We start from the raw sequence: 21,902 nt of genomic DNA on the forward strand, positions 1-21,902 counted from the left end.
CGCTCAGTCGCCGGGCGCCGGAGCGCCCGGCGGGGTGGCCGGGCCGGACGGCGGCGACAGCCGGACGCCCGGCCCGGGGGTCCAGCCCGCCGCCGGGGACGGCGGAAGGGTCACCGGACCGGACGGCACCGGCGGCGGGACGGTGCGCCCGGTCGATCCCGGCTGCGGGGCCGGGGCCGGCTTCCCCGCCATCGGGTCCGGAATGGCCGCCATGACCTTCTTCCAGCGCGGGTCCTTCACCACGGCGGCGAGCTGGTCCGTGGTCAGCGGCGGGTCGGTGCGGGTGATCGGCGAGCCGTTCTCCAGCGGCTCGCGGTTCCACTCCTGGAGCATCAGCCGGTAGCCGTTCCCGGACAGCACGGCGGACCAGGTCTTCGAGCCGGCCGGTTCGCCGCTCCGGGTGGCGGCCTGGTAGAGGCGCAGGTGGGAGCCGTCCGGGAGGTCGGACTCGGCGCAGGAATCGCCGCCCGCCGGCGCGGCCGGGCAGCCCATGTCGTTGCCACCCGAGTGACGCATGATCCAGAACAGGTACTGCGCCGCGCCCCGGCCGTCGTCCAGGACCAACCGCAGCTGCGGGATGTCGCTCTCGGTGCCCCTGGCCTCGCCCACCGTCACCGACCCCTGCGGAAGGAGTTCGGTGAGCATCTGCTGGAACTCCGGCCCGGTGACCGGGGCCGCGGACGCGGTCGAGGCCCCGCCGGAGGCCGCGCCGACCACCGCCGGGCCCTGCCCGGGCAGCAGGCCGCCGAGCGCGGCCCCGCCCACCCCGATCAGGGCCAGTGCGGCGGCGCCCGCCGCGGTGCCGAACCGCCGCCTGCGGCGCAGCCGGCGGCCGTACGCCCAGCCGGTGTCGACCAGCCGGGTGGCGTCGGCCTCGTAGGCGCCGCCGGCCCGGCCGATGGCCTCGGTGAAGGCCTGCTCGAACCGCTCGTCGGGCCCGTCGTGCTCTGCGGACATGCTGAACCAACCTTTCTACCAAGTGAGTTGACGTGACCAATGCGGTGACGTCGCCGAGCGCGTGACGGCCGGCTCAGCGTCCGGCCAGCTCGTCGAGGCTGCCGCCGAGCACCGTGCGGATCCGGCCGAGCGCGCGGAAGGACTGGGTCCGGACGGCGCCCGGGGTGCTCTGCAGGATCGCGGCGGTCTCGTCGACGCTGCGGTCCTCCCAGTAGCGCAGCACCAGCACCGCCCGGTCGCGCGGCGCGAGCCGGCCGAGCGCGTCCACCAGGGCCAGCCGCAGCTCCGGGTCGCCCTGCGGGGCCGCGCCGTCCGGCACCGCGTCGACCGGCCGCTCGCCGCTGGAGCGGCGGCCGCGGTGCGAGAGGAAGGCCCGCACCAGCACGGTGTGGGCGTACCCGGCCGGGTTGTCGATCCGCCGCTTGGCCCCGAACCAGGCGGTGCGGTGCCACTGGGCGTAGATCCGCCCGAGCGCCTCCTGCACCAGGTCCTCGGCGAGGTGGGTGTCCCCGCCGGTGAGCAGGCAGGCCGACCGGTAGAGCGGTCTGGCCCGGGCGGCCGCGAAGGCCTGGAAGTCCTCGTCCCGCCGCCCGCCCCGGGCCGCCTTCCCCTGACCGTCCGGTTGCATCCTGCCCGGCCCCCTCGCTCGCTCTTCCCTGACACCTGGATGACCAGGTGCACCCCGGGCGGCGTTACAGGTGGCGGCGAAAGGATTCTTCACCGCGCCGAACGTGGGTCGTTCGGCGCGACGTTACCGACAAATCGGATATTCCTCACGTAGTGTCAACCCATGCCTACGCCACACGGATCGCGCGGCGGCATGGCCTTCAGCGCCGACGAAGTCCGCGTGCTGCGCCGAGCCCTCGCCCAAGCCCTGCACCCCGCCGTCCCCGCCCACCTCCAGACACCCGACCGCCCGGCCTTCTCCGGGCCGGGCGCCGAGCTCTGGGCGGAGGACGTCCAGGACGCCCTGCGCCTGACCGAGGCGATCGACGAGGCGGTCCGGGAGGGCGGCCGGCTGCGTGCCTTCCTGCTCGCCGACCTCGGACGCTACCGCTCCGCCCTGCCCGGCAGCGCCCCCGGCTACCTGGAGCGGCTGGAGGAGGCGGTGTCCGACGGGTACCTGCCCGGGCCGGAGGACCTCACCGCGCTGCGCGGGCTGTCCCGCCAGCCCTGCGGTCAGGGCGAGCGGGCCCGCCGCTCCCGGCTGGCCGGGCGCTGCCACGCACTGGCCGAGGCCGCCGTCCGCGAGCGGCTCGCCCTCCACACCGGCCCCCGCCACCTGGTGGCCGTACCGAGCCCCGCCGCACCGCCGCACAGTCACCCCATCCCTGTAGGAGGACGGACCACCATGAGCACCACCGAGTCCCGCCCGGAGCAGCCCGCCGCCGGGAAGACCCCACACCGGATGCCCACCCCCGCCGAGCTCTTCGGCCGCCGCCCCAAGCCCCCCACCCGTCCCACCCCGCCCGCCGACCAGTCCCCCGAGGACATCGAGGACGTCGAACTGGCCACCGGCACCGGCTGAGCCGGACGACACGCCCCGAAGGGGGACCGCCGTCGCGGTCCCCCCGCGGGAATCCCGGCGCGGAGCACGGTGTGTGGCTGGCTACCCTTGTGGGGTGAGCGATCAGAGCCTTTTTCCCGCGCCCGACGACCTTCCCGAGCAGATGCGCGTCCGGCGCGAGAAGCTGGACCGGCTCCGGGCGGCCGGCGTCGACCCGTACCCGGTCGGATTCCCCCGCACCACCACCATCGCGGACCTCCGCGCCAAGCACCCCGACCTGGAGCCGGACACCGCGACCGGCGAGCGGGCCGGCGTCACCGGCCGCGTGATCCTCTCCCGCACCGGCGGCAAGCTCTGCTTCGCCACCCTGCGCGACGGCACCGGCGACCTCCAGGTGATGTTCTCCCTGGACAAGCTGGGCGCCGAGCGGCTGGCGGCCTGGAAGGCCGACATCGACCTCGGCGACCAGGTCGGCGTCGAGGGCGAGGTGATCACCTCCAAGCGCGGCGAGCTGTCCGTGATGGTGGACCGCTGGGAGCTCACCGCCAAGTGCCTGCGCCCGCTGCCGGACAAGCACAAGGGCCTGACCGACCCGGAGGCCCGGGTCCGCCAGCGCTACGTGGACCTGATCGTCAACCCCGAGGCCCGCGAGATCCTGCACCTGCGCAGCAAGGTCGTCCGCTCGATCCGCCGCACCTACGAGGACCGCGGCTACATCGAGGTCGAGACCCCGATGCTCCAGCCGGTGCACGGCGGCGCCAACGCGCGTCCGTTCAAGACGCACATCAACGCGTACGACATCGACCTCTACATGCGCATCGCCCCCGAGCTGTACCTCAAGCGGCTGGTGGTCGGCGGCGCCGAGAAGGTCTTCGAGATCAACCGCAACTTCCGCAACGAGGGCGCGGACTCCACCCACAACCCGGAGTTCACCTCGCTGGAGTCGTACGAGGCGTACGGCGACTACGACACCCAGGCCGAGCTGATCCGCGAGACGATCGTCAACGCGGCCCGGGACGCGCTGGGCACCACCGTGATCAAGGGCGTGGACGCGCACGGCGTCGAGCACGAGATCGACCTGGCCGAGCCGTGGGAGAAGGTCTCGGTCTACCCGGGCATCTCGGCCCGCCTGGGCGTCGAGGTCACCCCGGAGACGGGCGTCGAGGAGCTGCGCAAGCTGGCCACCGAGCACGGCATCCCGTTCGAGAAGGAGTGGGGCCACGGCCAGATCGTGCTGGAGATGGTCGAGCGCCTGCTGGAGGAGAACGCCGTCCGGCCGACCTTCATCAAGGACTACCCGACCGAGGTCTCCCCGCTGACCCGCCAGCACCGCTCGCAGCCCGGCGTGGCCGAGAAGTGGGACCTGGTGATCTTCGGGACCGAGATCGGCACCGCCTACTCCGAGCTGGTCGACCCGGTCGAGCAGCGCGCCCGCCTCACCGCCCAGTCGCTGCTGGCGGCCGGCGGCGACGTCGAGGCGATGCAGGTGGACGAGGACTTCCTGCGCGCCCTGGAGTACGCGATGCCCCCGACCGGTGGCCTCGGCCTCGGCGTGGACCGCCTGATCATGCTGCTGACCGGCAAGAACATCCGGGAGACGGTGCTCTTCCCGCTGGTGAAGCCGGAGCCGAAGGCTTCCGCCACGACGGCGGAGAAGACCGAGGAGGAGTGACCTGATGGACTACGTCAGCGCGATCGTGCCGCCGCTGGTCATGGCGATCGGCTTCGGATTCCTGGTGCGGGCCATCGTCCGCAGCCAGGGCGGGGCCCAGCGGGCCAAGGAAGACGTCGACTGACGCCGTCAGCCGTCCCGGACGACCGGCGCGCCGCCATTCCCGATTCCCGGGGGTGGCGGCGCGCCGGTTTGGCGCACTTCACAAGATTTGCCCCATTCACTCCCTATCCTGGCCGCACTATGGTCCGGCAACTCGGCGAACTTGAGAACGCCATCATGACCCGGGTGTGGCAGTGGAACCGACCGGTCACGGTTCGCGAGGTTCTCCTGGATCTGCGGTCGGAACGCGAAATCGCGTACACCACGGTGATGACCGTCCTGGACAAGCTCCACAGAAAGGGCTGGCTGCGCCGCGAGCGGGTGGGCCGGGCCTATCGATATGAACCGGTCTCCTCGCGCGAGGCGTACACGGCGGCCCTGATGAACGACGCCTGGGCCACCAGTGACAATCCGGCGGCGGCCCTGGTGCACTTCTTCGGCCTGATGTCCCCCGAGCAACGCGAAGCGCTCCGGGACGCGTTGCGGGTGGCCGCACTGTTCCCGTCCGATCCGCCCGGCGCGGATTCCCCGGGTGACGGACCGGATACCGGTGGGACGGAACCGGGAGCGGCGCGATAACGTCCCGACCATGGAGGTCACCATCCGCCGGGCGCGGACCACGGACGTGCGGGCAGTGCGCGGGCTCATCGACGCCTACGCGCGCGACGGCATTCTGCTGGACAAGCCCACAGTCACACTGTTCGAATCCGTCCAGGAGTTCTGGGTCGCGGAACGCGACGACAACGGCGCGGTCGTGGCCTGCGGCGCACTGCACGTGATGTGGGAGGACCTCGCCGAGGTCCGCACGCTCGCGGTGGATCCGGTCGTCCGCGGCTTCGGGATCGGGCACCTGCTGCTGGAGAAGCTGGTGCAGACGGCACGCTGGCTGGGCGTCCGTCGGATTTTCTGCTTGACGTTCGAGGTCGCGTTCTTCGCGAAACACGGTTTCGTCGAGATCGGGGAGCTCCAGGAAACCGATGATGGTACGACAGATCCGGCGGCGATCGCTACGGATGTCTATGAAGAACTCCTCCGCTCGTACGACGAAGGCGTCGCCGAGTTCCTCGACCTGGAGCGGGTGAAGCCCAACACACTGGGCAACTCGCGCATGCTGCTGCACCTCTGAGACGCTCCACCCGGGTCAAGGGTTTGTGTTTTCCGGAGAAAGGCGCTTTCCTTTCCTCAGGCAATGGGTCGTTTAGCGGAAAGGGAAGCCCGTGGCACAGAGGGTGCAGGTCATTCTTGAAGACGATCTCGACGGCGGTTCGGCGGACGAGACGGTGACGTTCGCCCTCGACGGCGTTGCCTACGAGATCGACCTGAAGAGCGCCAACGCGGACAAGCTCCGCGGTCTGCTGGCGCCGTACGTGGAGAAGGGCCGCAAGCAGAGCGGCCGGCTCGCCGGCACCCGTCGTCCGGGCCGCGGCGGTGCGGCGCGTCCGGCCGGCGGCGGTGCGCCCGACACGGCCAAGATCCGCGCGTGGGCCAAGGAGCAGGGCCTGGAGGTCAACGACCGCGGCCGCGTTCCGAGCAACGTCCGCGAGGCCTACGAGAAGGCCAACGCGTCCTGATCCCGGCGCCGTCGGCCCGCCGGTGCGGGCGCGGGGCCCCGGCGGCCGGAGGCGGCGCCGCCAGTACACGCACGGGGCGCGGAGGAGTCTCCTCCGCGCCCCGCGGCGCGTGCCCGGGCACCGGATCAGGCACCGGCTCGGGCACCGGCTCGGGCGGCGGAACAATCGCGGGCTGTGCAACGCTGTAAGGGCGAAGCGGTAACGCGGACACCACCGGGACACGTACCCGGGCCCCGGCCGCCGTTGAACCGCCGTCGCCACGGCCCGACTTCTCGCCAGGCGAACACCGCCACCGCGGAAACTGCGCGAGAACCGCCCCGATACCGGGTATGAATGCAGGTGGACGGGTTCTTCGGCCCGTCCAGGGGCAGTATGTGCGACCGGCCGGAGTGTTCCGGCCCGCGCCCCGGCGGCACGTGTTCGCCGATGGCGTAGCGGAATCCGGTGCATCCGGCCCACCTGTGGGAACACCGTTTCCCAGCATCAGGTTGGGATTGGTGTCGGCTGGTCGCGCAGCATCTCGCTCCTCTACCGGGGAGTGAATCCGTGGGCCGCGCCGCTGAGCGGGACTAGCATGCGGAAGGACAGGGCGGGGACGGACCCCGTACTGCCCGACCGCTCTGAGGAGCGATAAACGATGTTCGAGAGGTTCACCGACCGCGCGCGGCGGGTTGTCGTCCTGGCTCAGGAAGAAGCCCGGATGCTCAACCACAACTACATCGGCACCGAGCACATCCTCCTGGGTCTGATCCACGAGGGCGAGGGCGTCGCCGCCAAGGCCCTGGAGAGCCTCGGGATTTCTCTTGAGGCCGTTCGCCAGCAGGTCGAGGAGATCATCGGCCAGGGCCAGCAGGCCCCGTCCGGTCACATTCCCTTCACCCCCCGGGCGAAGAAGGTCCTGGAGCTGTCGCTCCGCGAGGCCCTGCAGCTCGGCCACAACTACATCGGCACCGAGCACATCCTGCTCGGCCTGATCCGCGAGGGCGAGGGCGTCGCCGCCCAGGTCCTGGTGAAGCTGGGCGCCGACCTCAACCGGGTGCGCCAGCAGGTCATCCAGCTGCTCTCCGGCTACCAGACCGGCGGCGGCAAGGAGTCGGCCACGGCCGGCGGGCCCGCCGAGGGCACCCCGTCGACCTCGCTGGTCCTGGACCAGTTCGGCCGCAACCTCACCCAGGCCGCCCGCGAGGCCAAGCTCGACCCGGTCATCGGGCGCGAGAAGGAGATCGAGCGGGTCATGCAGGTGCTGTCCCGCCGCACCAAGAACAACCCGGTGCTGATCGGTGAGCCCGGTGTCGGCAAGACCGCCGTGGTCGAGGGCCTGGCCCAGGCGATCGTCAAGGGCGAGGTCCCGGAGACGCTCAAGGACAAGCAGCTCTACACGCTGGACCTGGGCGCCCTGGTGGCCGGCTCGCGCTACCGCGGTGACTTCGAGGAGCGCCTGAAGAAGGTGCTCAAGGAGATCCGCACCCGCGGCGACATCATCCTGTTCATCGACGAGCTGCACACCCTGGTCGGCGCGGGCGCCGCCGAGGGCGCCATCGACGCCGCCAGCATCCTCAAGCCGATGCTGGCCCGTGGCGAGCTGCAGACCATCGGTGCCACCACCCTGGACGAGTACCGCAAGCACCTGGAGAAGGACGCCGCGCTGGAGCGCCGCTTCCAGCCGATCCAGGTCGCCGAGCCGTCGCTGCCGCACACCATCGAGATCCTCAAGGGGCTGCGCGACCGCTACGAGGCCCACCACCGGGTCTCCATCACGGACTCCGCCCTGGTCGCCGCCGCCACCCTGGCCGACCGGTACATCTCGGACCGCTTCCTGCCGGACAAGGCGATCGACCTGATCGACGAGGCCGGCTCCCGGATGCGCATCCGCCGGATGACCGCGCCGCCGGACCTGCGCGAGTTCGACGAGAAGATCGCCGACGTGCGCCGCGAGAAGGAGAGCGCGATCGACGCGCAGGACTTCGAGAAGGCCGCGTCCCTGCGCGACGACGAGAAGCAGCTCCTGCAGGCCAAGGCCAAGCGCGAGAAGGAGTGGAAGGCCGGCGACATGGACGTCGTCGCGGAGGTCAACGAGGAGCTCATCGCCGAGGTCCTGGCCACCGCCACCGGCATCCCGGTCTTCAAGCTCACCGAGGAGGAGACCTCCCGCCTGCTGCGCATGGAGGACGAGCTGCACAAGCGCGTCATCGGCCAGAAGGACGCCATCAAGGCGCTCTCCCAGGCCATCCGGCGCACCCGTGCGGGCCTCAAGGACCCGAAGCGCCCCGGCGGTTCGTTCATCTTCGCCGGCCCGTCCGGTGTCGGTAAGACCGAGCTGTCCAAGACGCTGGCGGAGTTCCTGTTCGGCGACGAGGACGCGCTGATCGCGCTCGACATGTCCGAGTTCTCCGAGAAGCACACCGTCTCGCGGCTGTTCGGCTCCCCGCCCGGCTACGTGGGCTACGAGGAGGGCGGCCAGCTGACCGAGAAGGTCCGCCGCAAGCCGTTCTCGGTCGTCCTCTTCGACGAGGTCGAGAAGGCCCACCCGGACATCTTCAACTCGCTGCTGCAGATCCTGGAGGACGGTCGCCTGACCGACTCCCAGGGCCGCGTGGTCGACTTCAAGAACACCGTCATCATCATGACGACCAACCTCGGCACCCGGGACATCTCGAAGGGCTTCAACCTCGGCTTCGCGGCCACGGGTGACACCCAGACCGGGTACGAGCGGATGAAGGCGAAGGTCGGCGAGGAGCTCAAGCAGCACTTCCGCCCCGAGTTCCTGAACCGTGTCGACGACATCGTGGTGTTCCACCAGCTGTCCGAGGACGACATCATCCAGATCGTCGACCTCATGATCGCCAAGGTGGACGAGCGGCTCAAGGACAAGGACATGGGCCTGGAGCTCAGCGTCGAGGCCAAGAAGCTGCTGGCCAAGCGCGGCTACGACCCGATCCTGGGTGCCCGTCCGCTGCGCCGCACCATCCAGCGCGAGATCGAGGACCACCTCTCCGAGAAGATCCTCTTCGGTGAGCTGCGGGCCGGCCACATCGTCGTCGTCGACGTCGAGGGCGAGGGCAAGGAAGCCAAGTTCACCTTCCGCGGCGAGGAGAAGTCGGCCGTCGCGGACACCCCGGCCGCGGTCGCCTCGTCCGGTCCCGACCTGACGAAGTAACCCAACTTTTAACAGACAACTTCACAGCCACCGAGCCCCCGGCGTTCACGTCGGGGGCTCGGTGCGTTCCGCCCCGCCGCGGCCGGCGAGGGCACGGACCGGAATGGCTGGCTCCCCTGCTGGCTGGTACGGGTGCGCTCGGTTTCTCAGCAAGCTTTAACGAACATACGGTTGACATGTGGTCAGGTGATGGGGGGTCGCGGAGCATAGCGCCGTGACCATGTCATGGTCAAGGTCTATCTTTTCTGTGCACGCTTGTATCAAATGACGTCCACCTGTCTTTCATTTTGGTTTGCCGGGCTTTGGCCATGAGCTGGCCCCGGTCGGGGAGGACGTCACAACGTTGAAGAGCACCAGGAGAACCGCTGCGGTCGCCACAGCCGCAGCGGTCATAGTCACGCTCGGCGCGGGCCTGTTCCCGGGCACCGCCGTCGCCGCCGGCTCGGCCCCGGTCCCGAAGGACCCGGCCGAAGCCGTCCAGAACACCGAGCACAACATCCCGGGCCCGCTGACCGCGAAGGTGGAGGCGGAGCAGAAGGCCGCCACCGAGAAGCTGCTCAACGGCACCGCGGAGGTCGAGCAGCACAACGGCAGCACCAGTGTGAAGCTCGGCAAGGACAAGTACGTCGAGCTCGCCCGCGAGCGCACGGACAAGATCTTCACCATCCTGGTCGACTTCGGTGACCAGGTGGACAACACCACCACGACGCCGGACGGCAAGGTCAAGTACGGCGGTGAGCCCGGCCCGAAGCACAACGAGATCGAGAAGCCGGACCCGGCCACCAACAACTCGACCCTGTGGCAGGCCGACTACAACCGGCAGCACTACCAGGACCTGTACTTCTCCAAGGACCAGCCCTCGCTGAAGACCTACTACGAGAAGCAGTCCTCGGGCCGCTACTCGGTCGACGGCGTGGTCACGGACTGGGTCCGGGTGCCGTGGAACGAGGCCCGTTACGGCTCCGACTACTGCGGCTCCAACGTCTGCGCCAGCGCGCAGGACCTGATCCGCGACGCCGTGGACATCTGGTACAAGGACCAGCTGGCCAAGGGTCAGACCGAGGCGCAGATCAAGGCGACCCTGGCCCAGTACGACCAGTGGGACCGCTACGGTTCGCACCACGACGGGAACTTCAACCAGCCCGACGGGTACCTGGACCACTTCCAGATCGTGCACGCCGGCGAGGACAAGTCGGCCGGTGGCGGCAAGCAGGGCAAGAAGGCCCTGTGGGCGCACCGCTCGTACGTCTACGGCAACCTGCAGGGCACGGCCGGCCCCGACGGCAACAAGCTCGGCGGCGTCCAGGTCGGCGGCAGCGGCATCTGGGTCGGCGACTACACGATGCAGCCGGAGAACGGCGGCCTCGGCGTCTTCGCCCACGAGTTCGGCCACGACCTCGGTCTGCCGGACCTCTACGACACCGCCGGCAAGGGCATCGACAACTCGGTCGGCTTCTGGTCGATCATGTCCTCCGGTTCCTGGCTCGGCGAGGGCAAGAACAGCATCGGCGACATGCCGAACGACTTCGACGCCTGGAGCAAGTTCAAGCTCGGCTGGCTGAACGCCGACCACGCCAAGGCCGGTACCGAGTCGACCCACCACATCGGCCCGGCGGAGTACAACAGCAAGCTCCCGCAGGCGCTGATCGTCGACCTGCCGAAGAAGAGCATCACCACCGAGATCAACAAGCCGTTCGCCGGCGCCGGTGAGTGGTGGAGCGGCAGCGCCGACAACCTGAACGTCACGCTCGCCCGCGACATCGACCTGACCGGCAAGACCAAGGCCAGCATCAACGCCAAGGCCTGGTACGAGCTGGAGCAGGACTTCGACTACGCGTTCGGTGAGGTCTCCACCGACGGCGGCAAGACCTGGACCGTCATCGACGGCACCTGGAACGGCACCGCGCTGCCGCGCGAGAACGACCGTCCGGCCCTCAGCGGCCAGGTGGCGGCCTGGGGCGACCTGTCCTTCAACCTGGACGCCTACGCGGGCAAGCAGATCAAGTTCCGCTACCACCAGACCACCGACGGCGGCCTGCACTTCCGCGGCCTGACGCTGGACAACATCGCGGTCGTCGCCGACGGCGCCGCCGTGTTCAGCGACGACGTCGAGAACGGTGACAACGGCTGGGCGACCGACGGGTTCTCCCGCTTCGGCGGCTCGTACACCAAGGACTACGCGCAGTACTACATCGCGGAGAACCGGCAGTACGTGTCCTTCGACCAGACCCTGAAGACCGGCCCGTACAACTTCGGCTTCGCCGACCGTCCGGACTGGGTCGAGCACTACTCGTACCAGCCCGGTCTGCTGATCTGGTACTGGGACGAGTCGCAGACCGACAACAACGTCAGCGCCCACCCGGGCCAGGGCCTGATCCTGCCGGTCGACTCGCACCCGGCCCCGCTGAAGTGGACCAACGGCGAGCTGATGCGTCCGCGCGTCCAGGGCTACGACTCCACCTTCGGCTCCCGCCGCACCTCCGGCGTGACGCTGCACAACAAGGGCGTCGAGACCGTCATCCCGAAGTCGAAGGGCGTTGACGAGTTCAGCGACCTGAAGTCGTGGTGGAACAAGGACAACCCGTACAGCGGTGTCAACGTGCCGAAGACCGGCACCAGCATCGAGGTCGAGAACGAGTCCTCGAACTACCTGGAGACCTGGATCCGGGTCCGCCCGGTCGACAACTGATCGCCGCTCCGGTAGCGATCGGCCTGTGACCAGGCAGCTCTGACAACTCCACGTCCGGCCCGTCCCCGCAGCGCGCGGGGGCGGGCCGGACGCCTTGTCAGGACCGGACGGCCGGCAGCCGGTCCAGGAAGGCGGCCGCCGCCGCCGCGACGTCGGCGCCGGTCCAGTCGAGCGCCGGCGCGGCGACCGTGACCTCGGTCATCGAGAGCCCCGGCGGCCCGTCCTCGCGCCAGGCGCCGAACAGGCCGGTCCCGGTGTCCTCGGCCAGCCCGAGCCCGGCCTCCTCCAACTCCCCGGCCGAGTACGGCAGCCAGAGCTGGAACTGGTGGGTGTGCGGCGGGGCCGGGTGCACCCGGGCGCCGGGGACGGCGGCGAACGCCTGCTCCAGCGCCCCGGCGACGGTCCGGGCGTGCGCCACGTACCCGGCCAGCCGCGGCAGTTCGCGCTCCAGCCCGGTCAGCGCGGCCAGCGCGGACGGCCACTGCTGGTAGAGCTGGCCGCCGTAGCGGTGCCGCCAGGCCCGGGCGGTGCGGACGAGGCCGCCCGGGCCGGCCAGCGCGGCGCCGCTGATCCCGCCGAGCGTCTTGTAGAAGGAGACGTAGACGGAGTCGGCCAGGGCGGCGACCTCCGGCAGCGGCCGGCCGAGGGCGGCCGCGGACTCCCAGAGCCGGGCGCCGTCCAGGTGCAGCGCCGCACCGTGCTCCTCCCGCACCACCTTGGCCAGCTCCACCAGCTCCGCCCACCCGGGCAGCACGAACCCGGCGTCGCGCAGCGGCAGCTCCAGGCTCAGCGCGGCGTACGGCTCGTCCAGGGCGCGCAGCTCCTCGGCGGTGGGCTGGCGCGGCGCGGAGGTGGGCCAGAGGCTGCGCAGGCCGGACAGGACGCCGAGGGCGTGCCGCTCGTGCCGGTCGGTGTGGGCCAGCGGGTGGGTGACCACGGTGGGCGTCCCGGCCGCCTCGGCATGGATCCGCAGGGCGATCTGCTGGGCCATCGTGCCGGTCGGGAAGAAGGCCGCGTCCTCGGTGCCGAGCAGCTCGGCGACCCGGTGCTCCAGGGCGCGCACCACGCCGTCGCCGTACTGGTCCGGGCGGCCGTCCAGGTCGGGGCCGCCGTACGGGCCGGGGGCGGCGTCCGGCGGCGGGCCGGCCAGGTCGGCGAGGCGTTCGCGGATGCTCTGCGGCCGGACGCCGGACAGCAGCCGCTCGCAGCCGCGCAGGGCGGCGAAGCGGCGGTCCGGCAGGCTCGGGCGGCCACCGGCGCCGGGGTCTTCACTCCTGTTGCCATACATGGCTCGATGGTCCCCCAGCCGGCCGGACCGGTCAGCGGTGCGGACCGAAAGCGGTCCGAGCCCGCAAACGCCGGCCGTGCGTGGTGCTGGTCACAGGCCTTCGGCACGGTACGACCGGAGGTAGTAGCGGGAGCCGGGGAACCGGGGCGCGCCGCGGAGCGGGCACCGACGATCGGATCTCATGATCATTACTCCGTCGGTTTGAATCTCCGGCGCCACGCTGACTACACGCCGTAGTACGTCACACCGTTTGGGACTCCGCTCGGTGACCGTTACACCTGAGTGGTCCCCCGCTCAGCACGCGCCCCGACAGGCCCCTCGTGCTGCCCTCGTACGACCGTGAGGTACGGCAAGCGATGTCCACCGTCCCGCCCGTGGGGCCGGCCCTGCGCCGGCTCGCCGCCCGCACGGCCGCCCAGGCCGCCGCCTGGCAGCCCCGGATCCGCCACGCCGTCCGCACCCAGGCCGCACCGCTGCGCTCGCTCGCGTCGCCCCGGCACGCCACGCTGCCGGGCAGCCGGCAGCGGGCCGAGCACGACCACGCGCTGGTCTCGGCCGGAGCGGCCGCCGTGCTGCTCGCCGGGGTGCTGCTGGTAGCCGCCCCGGGCACCGCCTCGGCGCAGACCGTGCTGCCCACCACGCCGGGCAGCTCGGCCTTCACCGTGCCCAGGGCGGAGGTGCCGAGCGCGGGGCTGGTCCAGGTGGCCGGGCCCAGCCCGTACAAGCTGCCCGACGACGGCGAATCGGCGCAGGAGTTCGTGGCGGTGGCGGCCAACCTGCTGCCGCTCGAACCGCCGGCCCCGGCTCCGGAGCCCGCCGCCGAGCCGGCCCCCGAGCCCGCACCCGCCCCCGCACCCGCCCCCGAGCCCGAGCCGGCCCCGGCTCCCGGGTGGTCGGCACCGGTGCCGAACGCGCCGACCAGCAACCCGTACGGGAAGCCCAACCGCAGCTACGCGGCCGGGTACCACACCGGGGTGGACTTCGCGGTCTCCCCGGGCACGCCGCTGCTGGCGGTCGGCGACGCGACCGTGGTCTCGGCCGGCTGGGACGGCGCGTACGGCAAGGAGGTCGTGCTGCGGCTGGCGGACGGGCACTTCGCGCAGTACGCCCACATGTCCTCGGTCACCGTCTCGGCGGGCCAGTGGGTGCCGGCGGGCGAGCGGATCGGGTTCTCCGGGAGCACCGGCAACTCGACCGGCCCGCACCTGCACTTCGAGATCCGCACCAGCAACCGCTACGGCGCGGTGGTCAACCCGATCGCGTACCTCGCGGGGCACGGCGTCACGGACTTCTGAGCCGCCCCGGCGCCCCCGGCGTCCTCCGGGGCAGCAGGTGACCGGCGCCGGGCGCCCTCAGCCCGCGCTGGGGGCGGGGTGGCCGGGGGCGGGGTGGCGGATCCCGGCGCCGATCTCCAGCGCGATGTCCCGGGCCGCCCCGATCGCCTCGTCCAGGTCGGCGGTGGGCAACTGCTCGCCCCACACGTTCCGGGCCTCGCCGCAGTCCGCGGTGTCCTGCTTGAGCAGGAACAGCGACGAGTGGACGGTGAACAGCGCCATCGCGGCCCGCAGCCGGTCGTGGAAGTCAGCCGTCGGCCCGTGCACCAGCTGCACCATGGTGATCATGCGGTCCTTGAAGGCCAGCCCGGCCGGGGACTCGCGCAGCGCGGGCTGGTTCTCGTGGAAGAAGCGCAGCAGCGGGGCCCGCTCGGCCATGCCGTCCGCGAAGCGGCGGATCAGCTCGTCGCGCATCGCCGGGTTCCAGGCCTGCTTGCGGCCCCACGCGATGGTCTCGTCGATCGGTGCGGCCATCCGCTCGACGATGCCGAGGACGATGTCGTCCTTGGTCTTGAAGTGGTAGTAGAGCGCGGCCTTCGTGACGCCCAGGCGGTCGGCGATCTCGCGCAGCGAGGTCTGCTCGTAGCCCTGCTCCGCGAAGAGCTCCAGTGACACCTCGATGATGCGAGCCCGGGTGTCGCTGCGGGGGCTGTGCGGAGTGCCCATGGCCTGCCTCATGACTGCGTCGGTGACTACTGCGGACCCCGGGGTGGTGTCCGCCCCGGGCTCATTCTCCCTGCCCAGACGGCCGCTCGGAAAACTGGCTTGACGACCGGCTAGGGAACAACCTACCGTGCCGTCGGTCGATAAACTAGCCGGGCGACAAGTAAGTGAGCCGCCGCACGGCGCGACGTCCGTCCGCACCACCTCCGGGAGACCCACCTCATGTCACAGCCCAAGACCGCCGGCCCGGTGCCGGAGGACAGGACGGCCGAGGAGGAGCAACCGCGGTCACCGCGCGAGATCCGCCTCGTGATGGTCGGCCTGGTCGTCACCATGCTGCTGGCCATGCTCGACAACCTGATCGTCGGCACCGCGATGCCGACCATCGTCCACGACCTCGGTGGCGCCGAGCACCTGTCCTGGGTGGTCACCGCCTACACCCTGGCCACCGCCGCCTCCACCCCGATCTGGGGCAAGCTCGGCGACCTCTACGGCCGCAAGGGCACCTTCCTCACCTCGATCGTGGTCTTCCTGGTGGGCTCGGCGCTGTCCGGCCTGTCGCAGAACATGAACGAGCTGATCGGCTTCCGCGCCGTCCAGGGCCTGGGCGCCGGCGGTCTGATGGTCGGCGTCATGTCGATCATGGGTGCGCTGGTCCCGCCGCGCGACCGCGGCAAGTACCAGGGCATGTTCGCCGCGGTGATGGCCCTCGCCACCATCGGCGGCCCGCTGGCCGGCGGCTTCATCACCGACCACCTCAGCTGGCACTGGACCTTCTACATCAACCTGCCGCTCGGCGTGGTCGCGCTGGCCGTGGTCGTCGTCACCCTGAAGCTGCCGAAGGTCCGCAGCACCGCCAGGATCGACTACCCGGGCGCGGTCCTGCTGACCGTCGGCATCACCTCGCTCGTGCTGATCACCACCTGGGGCGGCCAGGAGTACGCCTGGGGCTCCAAGGAGGTCCTCGGCCTGGCCGCGCTCGCCGCCGCCTCGCTGATCGCCTTCTGCTACGTGGAACAGCGGGCGCAGGAGCCGATGCTGCCGCTGGGCCTGTTCAAGAACCTGAACTTCACCCTGGTCTCGATCATCGGCTTCATCGTCGGCTTCGTGATGTTCGGCTCGACCGTCTTCCTGCCGCTCTACCAGCAGACGGTCCAGGGCGCCTCGGCGACCAACTCCGGCCTGCTGCTGATGCCGATGATGTTCGGCATGCTGGTGATCTCGCTGGTGGTCGGCCAGGCCGTCACCAAGACCGGCAAGTACCGGATCTACCCGATCATCGGCACCCTCGTGATGACCGGCGGCCTGCTCCTGCTCTCCACCATGGGCACCGAGACCAGCAGCTTCACCTCGGCCTGCTGGATGGTCGTGCTCGGCGCCGGCATGGGCTTCCTGATGCAGATCACCATGCTGGTCGCGCAGAACAGCGTCGAGCTCAAGGACATGGGCGTGGCCAGCTCCACCGCCACCCTGTTCCGCACCATCGGCGGCTCCTTCGGCGTCGCGCTGTTCGGCGCCCTGTTCAACAGCCGGGTGACCGACACCATGACGGAGAAGCTCGGCGAGCAGGCCACCGCGGGCGGCGGCGTGCAGGACCCGAGCCAGCTGAGCATGGCCGACCTGCGCAAGCTGCCCGCGAACGTCCAGGACGCCTACCACCACGCGGTGTCCAACGGCATGCACACCGTCTTCCTGTGGGGCGCCGGGGTGGCCGTGATCGCGATCGCCGCCGCGTTCTTCCTGCGCGAGGTGCCGCTGCGCGGGGCCGGCAAGGACGAGAAGCCGGCCGAGTCCTCCCTGGAGGCGGCGGCCGTCTGACGGCTCCGCCCCGTACGGCGCCCCCGGGAGGTTCGTCCTCCCGGGGGCGTCTTCCGTCCGTGGGGAGCGGCTGCGGAAGGCGGTTGCGGGAGGCGGCTACTGGGGCAGCCGGTAGACGCCCTGCTCGACCGGCTCGACCAGGCCGTCCGCCACCAGGCCGTCCAGCGCCCGGGCCCGCTGCACCGCGTCCGGCCAGACCGCGTCCAGCCGGGCCTGCGGCACCGTCCCGTGCGACTCGCGCAGCACCGCGAGCAGCTTGCCGCGCACCTGGCGGTCCGTCCCCTCGTAGGACTGGCCGCGCCGGGCCGGGCCCTCGTACGGCGGGCGGCCGGCCCGCTGCCAGGCGCAGGTCGTGAACAGCGGGCAGTCCCCGCACTCCGGACCGCGCGCGGTGCAGACCAGCGCGCCCAGCTCCATCACGCCGACCGCCCAGGTGGCGGCCGTCTCGGCGTCGTCCGGCAGCAGCGCGGTGGCGGTGCGGCGCTCGGCGGCGGTGGTGGCCTGGGCCGGGTACTCGACCCCGGTCACCGCGCGGGCGAAGACCCGGCGGACGTTGGTGTCCAGCACCACGTGCCGCTGGCGGAAGGCGAAGGACGCGACGGCGGCGGCGGTGTACTCCCCCACCCCGGGCAGCGAGAGCAGGGTGGCGTGGTCGTCCGGGACCTCGCCCTCGTGGTCCTCGGTGATCGCCACCGCGGCCGCGTGCAGGCGCAGCGCCCGGCGCGGGTAGCCCAGCCGGCCCCACATCCGGACCGCCTCGCCGGGCGCCTCGGCGGCGAGGTCGGCCGGGGTCGGCCAGCGGGTGAGCCAGGCCTCCCAGGCGGGCAGCACGCGCTTGACCGGGGTCTGCTGGAGCATGAACTCGCTCACCATGACGGCCCAGGGCGTCGCGTCGGGGGCCCGCCAGGGCAGGTCGCGCTTGCTCGCCTCGTACCAGTCCAGGACGGTCGAGTGGAACAGCGGCAGGGGAAGCGGCGGCCGGACGGCGTCGGTGGCGGTGGCGGGGGCAGTGGCGGTGGCGGGGGCAGTGGCGGTGGCGGGGGCGGGAACGGTGATGGCAGTCATGGCCCTTCGATCCTCCCACGCCCGCCGACCGGGCCGAAGTGGATCAGGCCGCTCCGGATCCTCCCGGGAGCTCCCGGAAATCGTCCGATTGGAGCTCGCTCGAACGGATCAAATGGCGGATCATGTGAAGGAAGGGGTGACTGTGCGGTGTTGGTGAGTCAATCGCCACACACAGTCTCGTAGAGTTTGGTCGTGCCTTCTCTGCGTCAACCCGTCGGACCACTGCCGGCCTCGATCTACTGGCGTCGGCGCGTCGTCGTGCTCGTCGCCGTCGCGGCGGTCGTCGCGCTGATCGCCTGGCTGATGATCGATCAGGGCGGGGGCGGTGACGGCGGCTCACAGGGCAGGGCCGCACAGGCCGTTCCGTCCCAGAACCAGTCCCCGGCCCAGGCCATCACGCCCGGCGCCTCCCCGAGCGGCCCCGCGGCGCGCCCGGGCGGCGGCACCGGGGGCGGCCCGGTCGCGGGCGGCGGCGGCACCGAGGTGAACCTCAGCGGCGGCACCGGCGCCGGTGCCAACCCGGCTCCCGGGGGCGGCGCCGCGCCGGCCACCGGCGGCGGCACGGGCGGCTCCGGCGGCACGGGAGGCTCCGGCGGCCCCGGCGGCGGCGCCCCGGCGGTGAACACCCCCGAGATCATGGCGCTGCCGGTCTGCGCCTCCTCGCAGGTGGCGCTGGAGCTGGCCGGCACCCAGAACTCGTACCAGCCCAAGGACAAGCCGCGGCTGGCCCTGACGGTCAAGAACTCCTCCGGCACCAACTGCCGGGTGGACCTGGGCCGCACCGCCTCCGTGATCACGGTGAGCGGGAGCAACAACGACCGGGTCTGGTCCTCCGGCGACTGCCCGGCCGACAAGGGCAGCATCTGGGTGCAGCTCGGCGCGAGCGGCAGCCAGACCGAGACCTTCACCTGGGACCGCAGCCGCAGCAAGCCGCAGTGCGCGACGGCCGACCAGACGCCGCCGCCGAGCGGCACCTACGTGGTGCTCGCGGAGCTCACCGGGCTCTCCGGGGACAAGGTCTCGGCGCGGGCCTCGATCCGGCTGGACAGCTGAGAACCGGTCAACTTCCCGCAGAGCCCCCGTCCGCCGCGCGGCCGGGGGCTCCGCCGCGCGGCCGGGGGCTCCGTCGTCTCCGGGGGGCTTCGTCGTGACTTGGGGAACGAGCCTGGCGTGGACGTGCGACGGCCCCCGGAGAAGCGTTTCTCCAGGGGCCGTCGCCGGGTTCGGGCGTCCGTACGGGAGCGCGTCCGGTCAGACGTAGCGCTCCAGGATGGACGATTCGGCAAGACGGGACAGGCCCTCGCGGACCGAGCGCGCGCGGGTCTCGCCGACGCCCTCGACGGTCTGCAGGTCGTCGATGCTCGCGGCGAGCAGCTTCTGGAGGCCGCCGAAGTGCTCGACCAGACGCTCTATGACGGTGTTGGGCAGGCGCGGGATCTTCGCCAGCAGGCGGTAGCCGCGCGGTGAGACGGCGGAGTCCAGCGACTCCGGGGTGCCCGAGTAGCCGAGCGCCTTGGCGACGGTCTGGAGGTCCAGCAGCTCGGCGTGGGTGAGTGCCTCGAGGTCGGCCAGCACCTCGGTGACCGTCCGGCCCTTCTTGGCGGCCCGCTCCGGGAAGTAGTCCCGGGCGACCAGCTCGCGCTCCGGCTCCACGCCCGCGATCAGCTCGTCCAGCTGGAGCGAGAGCAGCCGGCCGTCGATGCCGAGCTCCAGCACGTAGCCGGCGATCTCGGTGGCGATCAGCCGGACCATCTCCAGCCGCTGGGCCACGGCGGTGACGTCCCGGACCGTCACCAGGTCCTCGATCTCCAGCGCGGAGAGCGTGCCGGCCACCTCGTCCAGGCGCAGCTTGTAGCGCTCCAGCGTGGCCAGCGCCTGGTTGGCGCGGGAGAGGACGGTGGTGGAGTCCTCCAGCACCCGGCGGGTGCCGTTGACGTACATCGCGATCAGCCGCATCGAGTGCGAGACCGCGACCACCGGGTAGCCGGTCTGCCGGTTGACCCGCTCGGCGGTGCGGTGGCGGGTGCCGGTCTCGTCGGTGGGAATGGTCGAGTCCGGCATCAGGTGCACGCCGGCCCGGACGATCTTGGTGATGTCCTTGTCGAGCACCACCGCGCCGTCGAGCTTGCACAGCTCGCGCAGCCGGGTGGCGCTGAACTCGACGTCCAGCACGAAGCCGCCGGTGCACAGGGACTCGACGGCCTTGTCGAAGCCCAGCACGATCAGACCGCCGGTGTTGGCCCGCAGGACCCGCTCCAGGCCGTCACGAAGCGCGGTACCGGGCGCGATGGCGGTGAGGGAGGCCCGCAGCAGGGCCTCCTCGCGGGAGGCCTTGTCCGCCCCCCGGTCGCTGGCTGCCACGTGACTCCTCCGGTCGACCCGTGCCGCGCGCCTCGCGCCGTGCGCCGGTCCGCGGTCTGTTGCTCTGTCGCTCAGTACCGCTCGGTACTGCCTTCTGGCCAATGAGACTGGGGGAAGTCTAACTGTGTGTGGCTTCGGCAGGGCTTGGGTCAGCGCAGTTCGTCGGAGTCGAGCGGCTCCCAGCCCTCCATGAGCTCCTCGGGGTACGCCGCCGGGCCGGCCGCGGCCCGGGCGGAGCGCGGGGCCGGCGGCGCCGACGGGGCCTCACCGCGGGCCTCGGTACGCGGCTTGGCGGCGGAGCGGCGGCGGCCCGGGATGGCCCGCAGCGCCTCGCCGATGTCGGCCACCTCGACCACCTTCATGCCCGGCGGCACCTTGCCCGGGTCCGGCGGGACCAGGGCGTGGGTGAAGCCCAGCCGGTGCGCCTCGGCGAGCCGCCGCTGCACACCCGTCACCCGCCGCACCTCGCCCGCCAGGCCGACCTCGCCGATCGCCACCAGGTTGCTGGGCAGCGGGGTGTCGGTGGAGGAGCTGGCCACCGCGAGCGCCACCGCGAGGTCCGCGGAGGGCTCGGTCAGCTTCACGCCGCCGACCGTCGCGGTGTAGATGTCCTGCTTGCCGAGCTTCACCCCGCCGTGCCGCTCGACCACGGCCAGGATCATCGCGATCCGGGGGGACTCCAGGCCCGAGGTGGTGCGCCGCGGGGAGGGGATCTGCGAATCCACCATCAGCGCCTGCACCTCGGCCACCAGCGGGCGCTTGCCCTCCAGGGTGACGGTGAGGCAGGTGCCGGGGACGGGCTTGTCACGCCTGGTCAGGAAGAGGCCGGACGGGTCGGCCAGGCCGACGATTCCCTCGTCGTGCAGCTCGAAGCAGCCCACCTCGTCGGTCGCGCCGTAGCGGTTCTTGACCCCGCGGATGAGCCGCAGCCGGGCGTGCCGGTCACCCTCGAAGCTCAGCACCACGTCCACCAGGTGTTCCAGCAGGCGCGGGCCGGCGATCTGGCCGTCCTTGGTGACGTGGCCGACCAGCAGGGTGGCCATGCCGCGGTCCTTGGACGCCCGGATCAGCGCGCCCGCCACCTCGCGGACCTGGGCCGGGCCGCCGGGGGCTCCGTCCAGCTCGGCGGAGGCGATGGTCTGCACCGAGTCCAGGATCAGCAGGCCGGGGTTGACCGCCTCGATGTGGCCGAGCACCGCGCCGAGGTCGGACTCGGCGGCGAGGTAGAGGTGCTCGGAGAGGGCGTTGATCCGGTCGGCGCGCAGCCGGACCTGGCTCGCCGACTCCTCGCCGGTGACGTAGAGCGTGCGGTGCTGCGCGGTGGCCGCCTTGGCGGCGACGTCCAGCAGCAGGGTGGACTTGCCGACGCCGGGCTCGCCGGCCAGCAGCACCACCGCGCCGGGCACCAGGCCGCCGCCGAGCACCCGGTCCAGCTCCGGCACGCCCGTCGAACGGGCCGTCGCGACCTGGCCGTCCACCTGGCCGATCGGCCGGGCCGGCGCGCTGACCGGGCCGGCGGCCGTCGTCCGGATCGGCACCGCGCCGTACTCCTCGACCGTGCCCCAGGCGTTGCACTCCGGGCAGCGGCCGACCCACTTGGGCAGCTGGTTGCCGCACTCGGTGCAGCGGTACGCCGGGCGGGGCTTGGTGGTGGTCTTGGAACGCGGAGGCATGCGGCCCACCGTAGCGCCTGGGTCCGACAGCGACGGCCCGCCCGG

Annotated in this window: 17 protein-coding genes; 10 read left to right on the forward strand and 7 right to left on the reverse strand. The window is 71.7% G+C overall.

Annotation, left to right across the window (positions count from 1 at the left end; genetic code table 11):
* Positions 1–3 precede the first annotated feature (3 nt).
* Both ACZ7RU_RS08205 and ACZ7RU_RS08210 read right to left on the reverse strand, forming a co-directional pair.
* On the reverse strand, positions 4–957 hold the full coding sequence (locus tag ACZ7RU_RS08205; RefSeq protein ID WP_470340054.1) for a hypothetical protein: 954 nt from the start codon (positions 955–957) through the stop codon (positions 4–6).
* A 73-nt stretch (positions 958–1,030) separates the two neighbouring features.
* Positions 1,031–1,585: a SigE family RNA polymerase sigma factor gene (locus ACZ7RU_RS08210; RefSeq protein WP_470340055.1), complete on the reverse strand. Its 555-nt coding sequence runs from the start codon at positions 1,583–1,585 to the stop codon at positions 1,031–1,033.
* Positions 1,586–1,747: 162 nt separating this feature from the next.
* Between ACZ7RU_RS08210 and ACZ7RU_RS08215 the strand changes: the two genes are divergently transcribed.
* The 7 genes from ACZ7RU_RS08215 to ACZ7RU_RS08245 all read left to right on the forward strand — a co-directional run bounded on the left by ACZ7RU_RS08215 (position 1,748) and on the right by ACZ7RU_RS08245 (position 11,655).
* The gene (locus ACZ7RU_RS08215; protein WP_470340056.1) at positions 1,748–2,485 is read left to right on the forward strand and encodes a hypothetical protein; all 738 of its coding nucleotides are present in this window, start codon (positions 1,748–1,750) and stop codon (positions 2,483–2,485) included.
* Positions 2,486–2,579: 94 nt separating this feature from the next.
* Positions 2,580–4,136 carry a bifunctional lysylphosphatidylglycerol synthetase/lysine--tRNA ligase LysX gene (gene lysX, locus ACZ7RU_RS08220; protein WP_470340057.1) on the forward strand — a complete coding sequence of 519 codons (1,557 nt, stop codon included), beginning with the start codon at positions 2,580–2,582 and terminating at the stop codon, positions 4,134–4,136.
* 243 nt (positions 4,137–4,379) lie between these two features.
* Positions 4,380–4,817: a BlaI/MecI/CopY family transcriptional regulator gene (locus tag ACZ7RU_RS08225; protein WP_470340058.1), complete on the forward strand. Its 438-nt coding sequence runs from the start codon at positions 4,380–4,382 to the stop codon at positions 4,815–4,817.
* Positions 4,818–4,827: 10 nt separating this feature from the next.
* A complete protein-coding gene (locus tag ACZ7RU_RS08230; RefSeq protein ID WP_470340059.1) occupies positions 4,828–5,364 on the forward strand; it encodes an amino-acid N-acetyltransferase in 537 nt (178 codons plus the stop codon).
* A 91-nt stretch (positions 5,365–5,455) separates the two neighbouring features.
* The gene (locus ACZ7RU_RS08235; RefSeq protein ID WP_387752884.1) at positions 5,456–5,809 is read left to right on the forward strand and encodes a histone-like nucleoid-structuring protein Lsr2; all 354 of its coding nucleotides are present in this window, start codon (positions 5,456–5,458) and stop codon (positions 5,807–5,809) included.
* Between the two features lie 637 nt (positions 5,810–6,446).
* Entirely contained in the window at positions 6,447–8,966 is a 2,520-nt protein-coding gene (locus ACZ7RU_RS08240) for an ATP-dependent Clp protease ATP-binding subunit (RefSeq protein ID WP_380447677.1), read from the forward strand.
* A 343-nt stretch (positions 8,967–9,309) separates the two neighbouring features.
* The gene (locus tag ACZ7RU_RS08245) at positions 9,310–11,655 is read left to right on the forward strand and encodes an immune inhibitor A domain-containing protein (protein ID WP_470340060.1); all 2,346 of its coding nucleotides are present in this window, start codon (positions 9,310–9,312) and stop codon (positions 11,653–11,655) included.
* Between the two features lie 97 nt (positions 11,656–11,752).
* On the opposite strand, the gene ACZ7RU_RS08250 is transcribed toward ACZ7RU_RS08245, so the two are convergent.
* Positions 11,753–12,943, reverse strand: coding sequence for a threonine aldolase family protein (locus ACZ7RU_RS08250; RefSeq protein WP_470340061.1), 1,191 nt, complete (start codon positions 12,941–12,943; stop codon positions 11,753–11,755).
* A 356-nt stretch (positions 12,944–13,299) separates the two neighbouring features.
* On the opposite strand from ACZ7RU_RS08250, the gene ACZ7RU_RS08255 reads away from it, so the two are divergent.
* Entirely contained in the window at positions 13,300–14,238 is a 939-nt protein-coding gene (locus ACZ7RU_RS08255) for a M23 family metallopeptidase (RefSeq protein WP_470340062.1), read from the forward strand.
* 57 nt (positions 14,239–14,295) lie between these two features.
* Here the strand turns inward: ACZ7RU_RS08255 and ACZ7RU_RS08260 are convergent, their stop codons facing one another.
* The gene (locus ACZ7RU_RS08260) at positions 14,296–14,943 is read right to left on the reverse strand and encodes a TetR/AcrR family transcriptional regulator (RefSeq protein ID WP_470340063.1); all 648 of its coding nucleotides are present in this window, start codon (positions 14,941–14,943) and stop codon (positions 14,296–14,298) included.
* A gap of 219 nt (positions 14,944–15,162) precedes the next feature.
* On the opposite strand from ACZ7RU_RS08260, the gene ACZ7RU_RS08265 reads away from it, so the two are divergent.
* Entirely contained in the window at positions 15,163–16,758 is a 1,596-nt protein-coding gene (locus ACZ7RU_RS08265) for an MDR family MFS transporter (protein ID WP_470340064.1), read from the forward strand.
* A gap of 96 nt (positions 16,759–16,854) precedes the next feature.
* Here the strand turns inward: ACZ7RU_RS08265 and ACZ7RU_RS08270 are convergent, their stop codons facing one another.
* Positions 16,855–17,823 carry an HhH-GPD family protein gene (locus ACZ7RU_RS08270; RefSeq protein ID WP_470340065.1) on the reverse strand — a complete coding sequence of 323 codons (969 nt, stop codon included), beginning with the start codon at positions 17,821–17,823 and terminating at the stop codon, positions 16,855–16,857.
* A 192-nt stretch (positions 17,824–18,015) separates the two neighbouring features.
* Here ACZ7RU_RS08270 and ACZ7RU_RS08275 point away from each other — a divergent pair, with 192 nt between their 5' ends.
* Positions 18,016–18,876 carry a hypothetical protein gene (locus tag ACZ7RU_RS08275; RefSeq protein ID WP_470340066.1) on the forward strand — a complete coding sequence of 287 codons (861 nt, stop codon included), beginning with the start codon at positions 18,016–18,018 and terminating at the stop codon, positions 18,874–18,876.
* 198 nt (positions 18,877–19,074) lie between these two features.
* Here the strand turns inward: ACZ7RU_RS08275 and disA are convergent, their stop codons facing one another.
* On the reverse strand, positions 19,075–20,133 hold the full coding sequence (gene disA, locus ACZ7RU_RS08280) for a DNA integrity scanning diadenylate cyclase DisA (protein ID WP_387753192.1): 1,059 nt from the start codon (positions 20,131–20,133) through the stop codon (positions 19,075–19,077).
* 200 nt (positions 20,134–20,333) lie between these two features.
* Complete coding sequence (radA, locus tag ACZ7RU_RS08285; protein ID WP_470340067.1) at positions 20,334–21,857, reverse strand: DNA repair protein RadA; 1,524 nt, start codon at positions 21,855–21,857, stop codon at positions 20,334–20,336.
* Between the last annotated feature and the right edge of the window lie 45 nt (positions 21,858–21,902).

Source organism: Kitasatospora sp. NPDC114501 (genome assembly GCF_055633695.1).

Coding starts and splice junctions, on each gene's coding strand:
- ACZ7RU_RS08265 (WP_470340064.1), top strand. CDS start 15,163: ATGTCACAGCCCAAGACCGCCGGCCCGGTGCCGGAGGACAGGACGGCC.
- ACZ7RU_RS08270 (WP_470340065.1), bottom strand. CDS start 17,823: ATGACTGCCATCACCGTTCCCGCCCCCGCCACCGCCACTGCCCCCGCC.
- radA (WP_470340067.1), bottom strand. CDS start 21,857: ATGCCTCCGCGTTCCAAGACCACCACCAAGCCCCGCCCGGCGTACCGC.
- ACZ7RU_RS08205 (WP_470340054.1), bottom strand. CDS start 957: ATGTCCGCAGAGCACGACGGGCCCGACGAGCGGTTCGAGCAGGCCTTC.
- ACZ7RU_RS08240 (WP_380447677.1), top strand. CDS start 6,447: ATGTTCGAGAGGTTCACCGACCGCGCGCGGCGGGTTGTCGTCCTGGCT.
- ACZ7RU_RS08225 (WP_470340058.1), top strand. CDS start 4,380: ATGGTCCGGCAACTCGGCGAACTTGAGAACGCCATCATGACCCGGGTG.
- ACZ7RU_RS08250 (WP_470340061.1), bottom strand. CDS start 12,943: ATGTATGGCAACAGGAGTGAAGACCCCGGCGCCGGTGGCCGCCCGAGC.
- ACZ7RU_RS08215 (WP_470340056.1), top strand. CDS start 1,748: ATGCCTACGCCACACGGATCGCGCGGCGGCATGGCCTTCAGCGCCGAC.
- ACZ7RU_RS08230 (WP_470340059.1), top strand. CDS start 4,828: ATGGAGGTCACCATCCGCCGGGCGCGGACCACGGACGTGCGGGCAGTG.
- ACZ7RU_RS08255 (WP_470340062.1), top strand. CDS start 13,300: ATGTCCACCGTCCCGCCCGTGGGGCCGGCCCTGCGCCGGCTCGCCGCC.
- ACZ7RU_RS08210 (WP_470340055.1), bottom strand. CDS start 1,585: ATGCAACCGGACGGTCAGGGGAAGGCGGCCCGGGGCGGGCGGCGGGAC.
- ACZ7RU_RS08260 (WP_470340063.1), bottom strand. CDS start 14,943: ATGGGCACTCCGCACAGCCCCCGCAGCGACACCCGGGCTCGCATCATC.